We start from the raw sequence: 12,909 nt of genomic DNA, 5'->3' as shown, positions 1-12,909 counted from the left end.
CCTCAGGCCCGGCCCGCGGCCGATGACAGAAGCAGCGGATCGATTCCCATCGTTTTCAGCGCGCGTTCCCATTTGCTGGAATCGCTTCCGCCGAAGATAAGCTCTGGCACCGCGTCGCAGGTCAGCCAGCCATTTTCCTGAATTTCGCCTTCCAACTGGCCGGGGCCCCATCCAGCATAGCCTAGCGCCAGAAGCGACGACTCCGGCCCCCGACCGCTGGCGATTGCCTCTAGGATGTCGATGGTCGCCGTCATTCCAAAGCGGCTGTCCACCCGCAAGGTCGTGTCGTTGCCGCCATCGTAGTCGCCGGAATGCAGGACGAATCCGCGGGCATGTTCCACCGGGCCGCCGAAATGCACGCGGATGTCCCGCGCCCCCGGCGCCTGCGCAATATCAAGCTGTGTCAGCAGATCGGCGAAGGACAACTCCGCCATCGGCTTGTTCACGATCAGCCCCATCGCGCCTTCATCGGTATGGGCACACAGGAACACAACGCTCTTTTCGAAGCGCGGATCGCCCATGTCGGGCATCGCGATCAGCAGCTTGCCGCCCAGATGCATTTCGCCAGTCAAATCCTGCATGGTTCCAGAATGTGCCCCTGTCCCACGCCGCGCAAGGGTGGGCGGGGACAATTTTTTCGAAACCCTCTCGCCCGAATGTGATTTCCAGCTTGGCGCCCGATGCCTATCTTGGCTCTCATGGCGAAGGGTAGATTCACGACATTGGCCGCGGTCGCGGCACTGGCATTGGGGCTGGCGCAGCCGGTTTCCGCAGGGTCCGTCGACGCGGTGGTCTCGGCTGAAATCCTGCCCGGCTGGCCGACAGAGCGGGGCACCTACATGGCGGGGCTGCATATCCGTCTTGCCCCCGGCTGGAAGACCTATTGGCGGGCGCCGGGCGATGCCGGCATCCCCCCCCGGTTTGACTGGAGCGGATCACAGAACGCCGCCGCCGTCCGTGTGCATTGGCCTACGCCCAAGGTGTTCTCCTCAAACGGGCTGCGCACCATCGGGTATGAGGACGACGTCGTCCTGCCGATCGAGGTGACGCCGGGCAAGGCGGGGGAGCCGATGGAACTGCGCGGTCATGTCGAGATGGGGGTCTGTCACGACATCTGCATGCCGACCGACCTGCGGCTGGAAGGGCGCCTGCCGGCCGAGGGCAAACCGGCCCCGATCATGGCCGCGCTGGCCGCGATGCCGATGTCCGCGCGCGAGGCGCGGGTGGGGGACGTCGTCTGCAAGATCGAGCCGATTGCCGATGGCTTGCGCCTGACCGCGGAAATCGAGGTGCCCGCCCTTGGGCCGCGCGAGGCGACGGTATTCGAATTGTCCGACCCCTCGATCTGGGTGTCGGAATCCGACATCGCGCGGCGGGGCGGGCGGCTTGTGGCCAGCTCCGATCTTGTCCCGGTGACGGGGCACCCTTCGTGCTTGACCGCTCTTCCGTCCGGATCACGGTTCTGGGCAAGGAGCGTGCCGTCGATATTCAGGGCTGCAAGGGGCAGTAGCGCCCCCCACTCTCATTTTGCTTGCGTCACGCCCTTGAGGCGCGAAAGGCCAGTGCCGCCCCGTAATAGACCAGCGTCAGTACGATCGCGGCCCCGGACAGGAACAGAACCAGCGCAGCGCCCATTGCCGGCGCATCGGCAAGGCCGGGCAAAAGGGCGGTCAGCAGTCCGGGCAAGGCGCCCGTGACCATTGCCGTTCCCAGTGTCGCCGCGAACAACAGGGCCAACGCCACCACGGCGCCCCCGGTGATTACGGCAATTCCGCGCGCCTTGGCTGGCGCGTTCAGCGCATGGCGCACGGCGCGGAGCTGCTTGCCCACATCCTGCTGCATCGCCAGAAGCGCCGGCACCACCAGCAAAACCAGCACCACCCCGAAGCCAAGCCCGTAGACCAGTGTGATCACCGTGGGTTTCAGGAATTGCGCCTGCTGCGATTTCTCGAACAGAAGCGGGGCCAGCCCCAAGACCGTTGTCAGTGTCGTCAGGAGAACCGGCCGCAAACGGTCAGAGGCCGCATCGACGATGGCCGGTACAAGCCCGCGATTCTCCGCATATTCGTCCACCGTGCTGACAAGAACGATGGAGTCGTTGATGATGATGCCCACCATCCCGATCAGCCCGACCACCGTGAACATCGACAGCGGCACGTCCCATTGCATATGCCCGTAGATCGTGCCCACCAGTCCGAACGGAATGATCGCCATCACCACAACCGGCCGCGTCCAGCTTGAGAAGATCCAGGCCAGCACAAGGTAGATGCCGATCAGGCAGAGCATCAGCCCCAGCTTGGCATCGGCCATGAATTCCCGCTCCTGCTCCGCCAGGCCGGACATGCGCCAGCCGACGCCGAAATCGCTTTCGATGCCGGGCAGGATCACCTCTTCCAGTTCGGTCATGATCTCCTCGGCCCGCGCGGCGTCGTCCTCGGAAATATCGCCGGTGATGGAGACCACGCGCAGCCCGTTCTCCCGCCGGACGGTGGAAAAGCCCGTGCGCCGCTCCACCGTGACGATATCGGCCAGCGGCAGGTACTCTCCGCCCGGCGCCCGGAGCAGGGTGCGTTCAAGGAAATCGGCGGTCAGTTCGCCTTCGGGCAGTTCCACCCGGATCGCGGCAGAGCGCGGGCCGTCGGGGTAGGTCGCGGCCTCGATCCCGTTCAGGCGGTGGCGCAGGACCCGCCCCAAGTCGTCGATGGTGAAGCCCAGTGCGGCCCCCTGCGCGGTGAGGTCGAGGATGAACTCCTCCTTGTCATAGGCCATGTTGTCCTCGACGGCCGAGACCTCGCCATATTGCGCCAGATCGGTCTTCAGCTTCTCAGACGCGGCCTTCAGCGTATCGGCATCGGCGCCGAAGAACTGCACGTCCAGCGCATCCCCCTGCGGGCCGGAGCGCCAGCTGCGGAAGCTGACGGTTTCGACCTTGGGATGGTTGCGCACCTCGTCCTGCAACTCGCCCACGAAGGCGAAGGAGGAATAGGGGCGCAGATCGGCATCGATCAGTTCGATGGCGATGGAGCCCAAGAGATCGGCATCCTTGGTGTCCGATCCCGACATGCCGCGCCCGGTGTTCCCGCCGACCTCGGCGATCACGTAGTCCAGCGGGTTGACGCCGTATTGCTCTTCATAGCGGCTGGCCACCGCCTCGGTCGCGCGCTGCATCTCGCGCATCATGGCCATGGTGTCGTCGCGCGTGGCGCCGGGCAGCATCATGAAGTTGCCCGAGACCGAGCTTTGTTCCGGCGCGTTGAAGAACCGCCACGGGATATCGCCCCGCACGAACAGCGCGATCTGGCTGGCCAGCAAAAGGACCGTCAGCGCCAGAACCGGATAGCGCGCCCAGATCACCCCGGCCATGAAGGGCCGGAAGATCGTTTCCCGGAACCAGCGGAAGCCGCGGTTGAAGGTGCGGGAGGGCCAGTCGTACCAATGCTCCTTCGCGGTGTGGGTCAGGGCATGGGCCATGTGGTTGGGCAGGATCAGGAAGCATTCGACCAGCGAGGCGGTCAGCACCGCGATCACCGTGAACGGAATGTCGGAGATCATGTTGCCCATCCGCCCGCCGATCATCGCCAGCGCGGAAAAGGCGATGATCGTCGTCAGCGTTGACGAGAACACCGGCCCTGACATGCGCCGCGCCGCGTTCTCGGCCGCGAGAACCGGGTTTTCCCGCAGGCGCCGCGCCCGGAAATCGGCATGTTCGCCCACCACGATGGCATCGTCCACCACCATGCCCAGCACGATGATCAGCGCGAAAAGCGAGATCATGTTGATGGTGATGCCCGCGGCATACATCAGCGCGACGGTGGCCAGCATCGCGGTCGGAATCCCCGCTGCCACCCAGAACGCCGTGCGCGCGTTGAGGAACAGGAACAGGAGCGCAAGCACAAGCCCCAGCCCCAGAAGGCCGTTGTTCAGAAGGATGTCGAGACGGCCCGAGATATACTCGGCACGCGTCCGGATCAGTTCGACACTGACCTCGGGTGGCAGGGTCGGCTGCAACGCGGCCACGACATCTTCGACCCGGTGCTGCAATTCGATCGCGTCCCCCTTGTCCGACCGGTCGACGCGGATCGAGATCGCGGGTTCGGCGCCCACGAAATAGCTGCGCTCGCGATCCGCGCCCTCGACCCGGATCGTGGCGACATCGCCAAGGGTCAGGTTCGACCCGTCGTCATTGGCACGCAGGACGATCCCGGCCAGTTGGTCGGCGCTGCGCTTTTCGCCGCCGGTTCGCACGCGCGAATTGCCGCCCGAAACATCGCCGGCGGGGGAGGTGTCGGCCTCCGCCGCGATTACAGCGGCGATTTCCGACATCGTCACGTCATGGCGGATCAGTTCCGCCGACGGGACCTCGACCACGGTTTCGGCGGCGGCGACGCCGCGAATTGTCGTGCGCGTCACCCCGGCCTCGAACAGGCGCGCGACCAGTTCGTCGGCAAAGCGGCCAAGCTGGTCCACCGCGACGGGCCCGGTGATGACGATATCGGTGACCCGGTCGCGCCACGCACCGCGGCGGACCTCGGGCTCCTCGGCCTCTTCGGGCAGGTCGGTGATGCTGTCGACGGCGGCCTGCACGTCATCGGCGGCGCGCGCCATGTCCCAGCCCGGTTCGAAATCGATGCTGATCCGGGCGCTGCCCTCGACCGCGCGGGATTCCGTTTCCTCCACGCCTTCGACGGCGCGCAAGGCGGGTTCGAGCAGTTGAACGATCCCGGCATCCACGTCCTCTGCCCCGGCACCATCCCAGACAACGCTGACCGTGACCGTGTCGATGACGACATCGGGGAAGAACTGCGCCCGCATCCGGGGGGCGGCCGCCAGACCCAGTGCGATCAGCACGACCATCAACAGGTTGGCGGCCGTGGCGTGGCGCGTGAAGTAGGACAGGATGCCGCCTGCGGCGCTCGCAACCTTGCCGGACATCGGTCAGCCCCCCATCCGGGATTCGATGCGCTCGACCATCTGCGCGGGCACTTTGGGCTGTTCCAGCTTGGCCTTCACGCGCGCCTTGGCCTCTTTCGGCATCATCGGGTTGGCCTCGATGAAGGAGATAAGCGCCTTGCGACGTTCCGGCGTCAGTTCGACCATGTCGGGTTCTTCCGGCACGCCGGCGGCTTCGGGCCGCAGGGGGCGCACCTTGATCCCCGCGCCCAGAAGGGGCGATCGTTCCATCACCACGTCGCGGCCATATAGGCCGGGGGCACGCAGGATCACGTCGTCGCCCTCTCTCCGCAGGACCTCGACCAGTGCGGTTTCCAGGCGGTCCTCTTCGGCCAGCACCAGAACCTCTGACGCCGCGTTCACCGCGCTGGCGGGAAGCCGCGCGACCCCTTGCAAGGCAGGTTCCTTCACCCGGACGGTGACGAAATCACCGGGCCGGAACCCGGCCGCCTGGTCGAGCCGGGCGTAAAGCAGCCGGCCCACCTGTCCCTCGGCCACGGCGCCGCTTTCGCGGCTGATGCGCCCGGTCGCCTCAAGATCGGCGCCATAGACGTCAAGCGCGGCAACCACGGGGACGGGCCTGAGTTTCCCGCTGTCGTCCAGCAGGCGGCTGTATTGCACGGTGGAGACGCGGAAAGAGACCTCCAGCGCCTCGGTATCGATCAGGTCGGCCACGCGCTCGTTCGTAGAGACAAGCCCGCCCTCGACCAGGGCAACATCGGAGAGCGTGCCGCTGAAACTTGCGTGAAGCTCGGTATCGGCCAGGTCGCGCTCGGCCTCGGCCAGTGAAATGCGGGCGCGGGCCACGGCCGTTCGGGCGTTTTCCAGTGCCGCTTCGGCCTGAGCCACCGACTGCCGTCGAGACACGACCGCCTGGTTCGCCGCGGCGGCGGCAAGCTCTGCGCTTTCTACCGTCGCGTCGGTGCCAACCCCGCGGCTGCGCAGATCCTGCTGCCGCTTCAGCGCCTGCCGTTGCAGCTTGGCCTGGTCCTCGGTCGCGGCAAGTTCCTCCTTCGCCAGGGCCAGCGTGCGGATCGCGTCGCGCTCGTCCGCCTCTGCCGCGGACAGGTCGGTTCTGGCGACCTCAAGCGCCGAGTGCGCATCGGCCGGGTCGACGCGCAGGATCAACTCCCCCGCCTCGACCCGGCCGCCTTCTTCGAAACCGGGATGCAGGTCGACCACCCGCCCGGAGGCCTCGGCCCGCAATTCCAGCGTGCGGCGCGACCGGACCTCGCCAAAGGCGGTCAGCACGGGCGAAATCGTCTCTGGCGTCAGGGTCGCGACATTGACGGAAAACACCCGCTCCCGCGGCGGGCGCTGCATCGGCTCGCTGGACAGCCGCGCCTGAATGGCAGAGAACACGGACTGCCCGGCATAGGCCAGAATGCCCACGGTCACGGACAGCAGGAACAGCCCGACAAGGCTTCGGCGAAGAAATCGCATCTTTCAGGTCCTTTCCCGGCCCGGAACTCTTGGTATATGCGCACAGCTAGATAGCGGCGGAAGATGTACCCGCCAATCAACATATCCGTTACGATTGTTTCGACTACTTCCGTCGCCGGTGTTCGTCGAGCCGCGGGAAGATCTCGACGAAATTGCACGGGCGGTGGCGATAATCGAACTGGTGGACGAGGATTTCGTCCCACGCATCCTTGCAGGCGCCGGGGCTGCCGGGCAGCGCGAACAGATAGGTTCCCTGTGCCACGCCCCCCGTTGCGCGGCTTTGCACGGCCGAGGTGCCGATTTTCTGCATCGACACGATGGTAAAGACCGTGGCGAACGCCTCGATCTCCTTCTCATAGACGTCCCGATGGGCCTCTACCGTCACGTCGCGCCCCGTCAGCCCCGTGCCGCCGGTCGAGATGATCACGTCGATGTCCGGGTCGGCGCACCACTGGCGAAGCTGGCCGGCGATCTGGTCCCGTTCGTCGGGCAGGATCGTGCGGTCCGCAAGGACATGCCCGGCCCCGGCGATCCGGTCGGCGAGCGTCTGCCCTGACCGGTCATCCTCCATGCTGCGGCTGTCAGAGACGGTCAGCACCGCGATGCGGACCGGGATGAACGCCTTGCTCTCGTCGATCGTGGCCATGCTCAACTCCTTTGCAGAAAGGCGAGCCGCAGCGCAAGGGCCGTGAAGATCGCCGCTGACACCGCGCCCAGACCCCGCTGTACCGCGCGCGATCCCATGAAAAGCCGCCGCGCGCCGCCCGCGAAAATCCCGACAGCGCCGTTCACGATAAGCCCGCCGAAGGCCAGGATTGCGCCAAGGACAACGAACTGCACCAGCACCGGCCCACGCTCGGGGCGCACGAATTGCGGCAGGAAGGCAAGCACGAAAAGGATCACCTTGGGGTTTGTCAGATTGACCACCAGCGCCTCGCGGAACGCCCGGCGCGGAGAGACCGGCGGCAGATCGGGCGCCAGCGCCCCGTGCCGGATCGCCCCCCAGGCAAGCCAGAGCAGATAGCCCACGCCAACCCAGCGGATCACGTCGAACAGCCAGGGCACGGTGGCCACCACCACGCCCAGCCCCAGCCCCGCGATCAGGACGTGGACGAAACAACCCAGCGTGATGCCAAGCGCCGCGGCGATTGCCGCGCGCCAGCCCCCGCGCAGGCCCTGCCCGAGGCAGAACATCATGTCGGCCCCGGGTGTGAGGTTCAGCGCAACCGCCGCCGGGATAAAGGCCACAAGGGTCAGAGGGTCGACCGCAAGCATTTTCTACCCCTCTCTCAGGCGCGCCTGAAGCATCAGCAGATCATGCCACGCCTCGCGCTTGGCATGGGGGTTTCGCAACAGGTAGGCGGGGTGGAACATGGGCAAGGCCGGGCGCCCCAATGCCTCGACCCAATGGCCGCGCAGACGGGTGATGCCCTTGCGGCCCAGAAGCGCCCCGCAGGAATGGTTGCCCATCAGGATCAGCACGTCAGGGCCGGCCAGTTCCACATGGCGTTCGAGGAAGGGCAGCATCATCGCCACCTCCTCGGGCTTGGGGTCGCGGTTTTGCGGCGGGCGCCAGGGCAGGACATTGGTGATGTAGAGCGCCGCTTCCGGGGCCGGGCTTTGCCGGGTCATGCCGATGCAGGCAAACATCTTATCCAGCAATTGCCCGGCCTTGCCGACGAAGGGCTTGCCCTGGATATCCTCGTCCCGGCCCGGGGCCTCTCCGATCACCATCACACGCGCGGCCGGGTTGCCGTCGGCGAAGACGAGGCTTCGGGCGCCCCTTTTCAACTCGCAGAATTCGAACGCCCCCAGCGCGGCCTGTAGCCCTTCCAGATCGCTTGCGCTTGTCGCGGCGCTCCGCGCGACTTCGACCGGGTCGAGCTGCATCGCGGGGGGGCGGACCGGCGCCGCGACGGCGTGTGGTGCAGGCGGCGCTGCCGCGGGTTTCTGGGCTTCGGCCTGATACCGGTTCACGGGGGCATCGCCGATCGCCTCGGTCACGCCGAGTTCGATCTGCCATTGCAGAAGCGCAAGGGCCGTGTGGCTGTCCATCCCCGAATCCATGCCTGAACGCTAGGGCGCGGCGGGCGGCGCGGCAATGGGCCCCGGTCCCTTGCCCGGGGGGAGTGCGCTTTCTATAAGCAGGGCGCAAACGGTCGGAGGGGCCATGGACTTTCGCGCGCGTCACCTTTTGGGCATCGAGTCCCTTACCCAATGGGACATCCGCGCCATCCTCGATCTGTCCGACAGGTATGTGGACCTGTCTCGGGGTGCTACCAAGCATTCCGATGTGCTGGCGGGCCTGACCCAGATCAACATGTTCTTCGAGGCGTCCACCCGCACGCAGGCGAGTTTCGAGATCGCGGGCAAGCGGCTGGGCGCGGACGTGATGAACATGGCGATGCAGGCGTCCAGCATCAAAAAGGGCGAAACCCTGATCGACACGGCGCTGACCCTGAACGCGATGCACCCCGACCTGCTGGTCGTGCGCCATCCGCATTCGGGCGCGGTGGACCTCTTGTCGCAGAAGGTCAATTGCGCGGTTCTGAATGCCGGCGACGGCCGGCACGAACACCCGACCCAGGCCTTGCTGGATGCCCTGACGATCCGCCGGGCCAAGGGCCGCGTCCAGCGGCTGACCGTCGCGATCTGCGGCGACATCGCCCATAGCCGCGTCGCGCGGTCGAACATCCTGCTGCTGGGCAAGATGGAAAACCGGGTGCGCCTGATCGGACCGCCGACCCTGATCCCCGCCCGCGCCGCCGATCTGGGGGTAGAGGTCTATGGCGACATGAAAGAGGGGCTGAAGGACGCGGACGTGGTGATGATGCTGCGGCTTCAGAAGGAACGGATGGACGGCGGGTTCATCCCCAGCGAGCGGGAGTATTATCACCGCTTCGGGCTGGATGCCGAAAAGCTGGCCTATGCGAAGGAAGACGCCATCGTGATGCACCCCGGCCCCATGAACCGCGGGGTGGAGATCGACGGTACGCTGGCCGACGACATCAACCGCTCGGTCATTCAGGAGCAGGTGGAGATGGGCGTGGCGGTGCGCATGGCGGCGATGGACCTGCTGGCCCGCAACCTGCGGGCCGCGCGGGCAGAGGAGGGCGGCGTCAATGTATGACCCGAAGGCTCAGACGCTCATCGAAGAGGGCGAGACCGTCGTCGCTACCTTTCAGGCCGACCGCCCGACCTATCTCAAGTCCCATGCCATTCTGGCGGTGGTTGCCGGGCTTGGGGCGACGCTGGCCTTGGGCCTGATCGGCAATCCCTATCCTTGGGTCGGGATCGTGGCCGGCGTGCTCGGCATCGGGGTGCGCGGCGCCTTCCTGATGAGCGAGGAACTGGCCGCGACATGGACCCTGACGGAGGCCGCGATCTACGGCCCCGGCGGTCGGCGCTTGCTGTTGGAAAATCTTGCGAAGGTCCGCAAGATCGGCAACGCCGTGCAACTGGTCACGCCCAGCGGCGACAAGCACCTGATAAAGTTCGTTGGAGAGCCGGACGCGGTGGTGAACCGGATCGAGGCGGCGAAACGGGGGAATGGATGACGACTCTCTTCGCCAATGCCCGACTGATCGACCCCGAGGCGCTGACGGAGACGCCCGGCTGGCTGCTGGTGGAGGGTGGGCGGATCCTGGGCACCGGGACGGGCGAGGCCCCCGAAGCGGCAGAGACCGTCGACTGCAAGGGCAAATGTCTTGCCCCCGGGATCGTCGATATCGGCGTGAAGGTGTGCGAACCGGGGGAGCGGCACAAGGAAAGCTTTGGCTCTGCCGGGATGGCCGCGGCGGCGGGGGGCGTGACGACCATGGTCACCCGGCCTGACACGGACCCGGCCATCGACACGCCCGAAGTGCTGGAATTCGTCACCCGCCGCGCGCGAGAGGCATCGCCGGTCCGGATCAAGCCCATGGCCACGCTGACCAAGCGGCGCGAGGGGCGCGAGATGGTCGAGATCGGGTTTCTTCAGGATGCCGGGGCGGTCGCCTTTACCGATGGTGACCGGGTGGTCGAGAATACCAAGGTCCTGTCCCGCGCGATGACCTATGCCCGGTCGCTGAATGCGCTGGTCATGGCCCATCCGCAGGATCCGGGGCTGTCAGCCGGGGCCTGCGCGACGTCGGGCAAGTTCGCCTCGCTCCGCGGTCTGCCGGCGGTGTCGCCGATGGCAGAGCGGATGGGGCTCGACCGGGACCTCGCGCTGGTAGAGATGACCGGGGCGAAATATCACGCCGACCAGATCACCACCGCCCGGGCGCTTCCGGCACTGGAGCGGGCCAAGCAGAACGGGCGCGACGTGACGGCGGGGGTGTCGATCCACCATCTGACGCTGAACGAACTGGACGTCGGAAACTACCGCACCTTCTTCAAGGTCAAGCCGCCGCTGCGCTGTGAGGATGACCGGCTGGCACTGGTCGAAGCCGTCGCCAGCGGGCTGATCGACGTGATCTCCTCCATGCACACGCCGCAGGACGAGGAATCCAAACGCCTTCCCTATGAGGAGGCGGCGAGCGGTGCGGTGGGTCTGGAAACGCTTTTGCCCGCGGCGATGCGGCTTGTTCATGCGGGGGCGATTTCGCTGCCCCGGCTTTGGCGGGCGCTGTCGCTGAACCCCGCCCGGCGGTTGGGGCTGAGCCGCGGGCGCCTTACCGCAGGTGCGCCGGCCGACCTGGTCCTGTTCGACCCCGACGCGCCCTTCGTGCTCGACCGGTTCACGCTCCGCTCCAAGTCCAAGAACACGCCGTTCGACGGCGCGCGGATGGAGGGGCGGGTGCTTGGCACCTGGGTTGCGGGCGCCTGTGTATTCGACGGAAGCTGAGCCATGCCTGTATTCGAGACCGCCCCCCTGATCCTCGGCCTTGTAGCCCTTCTGGCCTATCTGCTGGGGGCCGTGCCCTTCGGCATCGTGATGGCGCGCCTGTTCGGTCTTGGCGATCTGCGCAAGATCGGGTCGGGCAATATCGGGGCCACGAACGTCCTGCGGACCGGCAACAAGCTGGCCGCGTTCCTGACGCTGGTGCTGGACGCGGGCAAGGGGGGCATCGCCGTCCTGGTCGCGCGGGCGCTGGTGGGCGAAGACGCGGCGCAGATCGCGGGCTTCGCGGCTTTCCTTGGCCATCTGTTCCCGGTCTACCTGGGCTTCAAGGGGGGCAAGGGGGTTGCCACCTTCCTTGGTACGGTGCTGGCGCTGGCATGGCCCGTGGGGCTGGCCGCCTGCGGGACATGGCTCGCCGTGGCGCTCAGCCTGCGCTACTCGTCCCTTTCGGCGCTGACGGCGGCGGCCCTGTCACCGGTCTGGGCCATCGTGTTCGGTCGCGCCGATATGGCCGTGCTTGCCCTGCTGTTGGCCGTTTTGATCTTTTTGCGGCACCGGTCGAACATTGGGCGGCTTTTGGCCGGGACCGAACCGAAGATCGGCAAGAAGACGTAAGCCCCTCCCCGGACCGGTTGAACCACGGCGGCAAGGTCATGAATTCGTTAATTGACGCCTGACAGGTCTGCTCGGCATCCTTCTCCGCACTACTCTGTTTTCCCATGCTTTCTTGACGTCGCCTGTCGGCGACGGAGCCTATTACGACCCTTGCGGAGGGGGTTTTCATGGAAACGTTCTTCTGGTTGCTTCTCGCCACGACGCTGACGGTCGCGGGGGACTTTCTGGTAAAGGTTGCATCGTCGGACGAGGCCGGCATGACCTCGCCGGCCTTCATCGCGGGGGCCCTTTTGTACGGCGCCCCGGCCGTGGCGTGGTTTTTCCTGATGCAACAGCATTCACTGGCGAAGATCGGCGTTTTCTACGCGTCCAGCACGGTGATCATCCTCGCCCTGCTGGGTGCCATCATATTCGAGGAACGCCTTGAATGGCGCGACGCACTTGGGATCGCGCTTGCGATCGCTGCTGTCGCGGTGACCTACAACCAGACATAATTCGTCCGCTCGGCGGTGGACCAAGGATTCGGCATCGTCGCCGGCCCAGCCCTGCGCATGTCGACGGGGTCAGAACGCGGCCGTGGTGGTTCGGGGTCTTCGTGCGCGGTCCCGGTCAGGCGACATCGTCGGCATGGGCCGCGGACATCTCCCGGAAATGTTCGAACATCATCACGTAATCCAGCGGGATGTCCCGGTAGGACAGGATGCCCACGATATCTTCGCCGTCCATCACCGGAAGGTGCCGGAACACGTCGCCAAGTTTCAGCGCCAGCGCGTTCGAAATCGGATCGTCGATGCCGATGGTGACGGGATCGAAGGTCATGATGCCGGAAATCGGTGTTCCGTCCACGTCCAGATCGCCCCCGACCGCGCGGAAGGCGATGTCACGCTCGGTCGCGATGCCTTTCAGCGTGCCGCCCTCGACAATCGCGACGGCGCCCACGGTGTTCGCCGCCATGATGCGCGATACCTCCCGCACGGAGGTTTCGGGAGAGACCTTGAAAAGCTTGCGCCCACTCAGCAGGTCGCGGATCTTCTTGACTGTCATGGCCGGTTTCCTCCCTGAGCCAGCTTCGCAAA

12 protein-coding genes and 1 pseudogene are annotated in these 12,909 nt (G+C 66.2%); 6 read left to right on the top strand and 7 right to left on the bottom strand.

Features of this window, described 5'->3' with window-relative positions:
* Positions 1–2: 2 nt before the first annotated feature.
* The gene (locus RGUI_RS09655; protein ID WP_081532865.1) at positions 3–560 is read right to left on the bottom strand and encodes a YqgE/AlgH family protein; all 558 of its coding nucleotides are present in this window, start codon (positions 558–560) and stop codon (positions 3–5) included.
* A 120-nt stretch (positions 561–680) separates the two neighbouring features.
* On the opposite strand from RGUI_RS09655, the pseudogene RGUI_RS22510 reads away from it, so the two are divergent.
* Positions 681–1,079, top strand: a pseudogene (locus tag RGUI_RS22510) (protein-disulfide reductase DsbD domain-containing protein); the annotation flags it as partial.
* A 457-nt stretch (positions 1,080–1,536) separates the two neighbouring features.
* Here RGUI_RS22510 and RGUI_RS09645 read toward each other — a convergent pair.
* From RGUI_RS09645 to RGUI_RS09625, 5 genes are all read right to left on the bottom strand, one after another.
* Entirely contained in the window at positions 1,537–4,932 is a 3,396-nt protein-coding gene (locus tag RGUI_RS09645; RefSeq protein WP_081532864.1) for an efflux RND transporter permease subunit, read from the bottom strand.
* 3 nt (positions 4,933–4,935) lie between these two features.
* Positions 4,936–6,393: an efflux RND transporter periplasmic adaptor subunit gene (locus tag RGUI_RS09640; protein ID WP_081532863.1), complete on the bottom strand. Its 1,458-nt coding sequence runs from the start codon at positions 6,391–6,393 to the stop codon at positions 4,936–4,938.
* 103 nt (positions 6,394–6,496) lie between these two features.
* The gene (moaB, locus tag RGUI_RS09635) at positions 6,497–7,039 is read right to left on the bottom strand and encodes a molybdenum cofactor biosynthesis protein B (protein ID WP_081532862.1); all 543 of its coding nucleotides are present in this window, start codon (positions 7,037–7,039) and stop codon (positions 6,497–6,499) included.
* A 2-nt stretch (positions 7,040–7,041) separates the two neighbouring features.
* Positions 7,042–7,668, bottom strand: a complete 627-nt coding sequence (locus RGUI_RS09630) for a LysE family translocator (RefSeq protein ID WP_081532861.1) — start codon at positions 7,666–7,668, stop codon at positions 7,042–7,044.
* Between the two features lie 3 nt (positions 7,669–7,671).
* Positions 7,672–8,460 (bottom strand): uracil-DNA glycosylase family protein, encoded by a 789-nt coding sequence (locus RGUI_RS09625; protein ID WP_081532860.1) that lies wholly within the window; start codon positions 8,458–8,460, stop codon positions 7,672–7,674.
* 103 nt (positions 8,461–8,563) lie between these two features.
* On the opposite strand from RGUI_RS09625, the gene RGUI_RS09620 reads away from it, so the two are divergent.
* From RGUI_RS09620 to RGUI_RS09600, 5 genes are all read left to right on the top strand, one after another.
* On the top strand, positions 8,564–9,523 hold the full coding sequence (locus RGUI_RS09620; RefSeq protein WP_081532859.1) for an aspartate carbamoyltransferase catalytic subunit: 960 nt from the start codon (positions 8,564–8,566) through the stop codon (positions 9,521–9,523).
* The gene (locus RGUI_RS09615) at positions 9,516–9,950 is read left to right on the top strand and encodes a hypothetical protein (protein ID WP_081532858.1); all 435 of its coding nucleotides are present in this window, start codon (positions 9,516–9,518) and stop codon (positions 9,948–9,950) included. The genes RGUI_RS09620 and RGUI_RS09615 overlap by 8 nt, the downstream gene beginning before the upstream one ends.
* The gene (gene pyrC, locus RGUI_RS09610; RefSeq protein WP_081532857.1) at positions 9,947–11,221 is read left to right on the top strand and encodes a dihydroorotase; all 1,275 of its coding nucleotides are present in this window, start codon (positions 9,947–9,949) and stop codon (positions 11,219–11,221) included. Before RGUI_RS09615 ends, pyrC begins: the two co-directional genes overlap by 4 nt.
* A gap of 3 nt (positions 11,222–11,224) precedes the next feature.
* On the top strand, positions 11,225–11,833 hold the full coding sequence (gene plsY / locus RGUI_RS09605; RefSeq protein WP_081532856.1) for a glycerol-3-phosphate 1-O-acyltransferase PlsY: 609 nt from the start codon (positions 11,225–11,227) through the stop codon (positions 11,831–11,833).
* A gap of 167 nt (positions 11,834–12,000) precedes the next feature.
* Entirely contained in the window at positions 12,001–12,327 is a 327-nt protein-coding gene (locus tag RGUI_RS09600) for a hypothetical protein (RefSeq protein ID WP_081532855.1), read from the top strand.
* A 115-nt stretch (positions 12,328–12,442) separates the two neighbouring features.
* Here the strand turns inward: RGUI_RS09600 and RGUI_RS09595 are convergent, their stop codons facing one another.
* Positions 12,443–12,877 (bottom strand): cyclic nucleotide-binding/CBS domain-containing protein, encoded by a 435-nt coding sequence (locus RGUI_RS09595; RefSeq protein ID WP_081532854.1) that lies wholly within the window; start codon positions 12,875–12,877, stop codon positions 12,443–12,445.
* Between the last annotated feature and the right edge of the window lie 32 nt (positions 12,878–12,909).

Source organism: Rhodovulum sp. P5, from assembly GCF_002079305.1.
Lineage (GTDB): Bacteria > Pseudomonadota > Alphaproteobacteria > Rhodobacterales > Rhodobacteraceae > Rhodovulum.
Note: the sequence above shows the minus strand (reverse complement) of the source record. Positions and strands in the feature narration are given on the sequence as shown.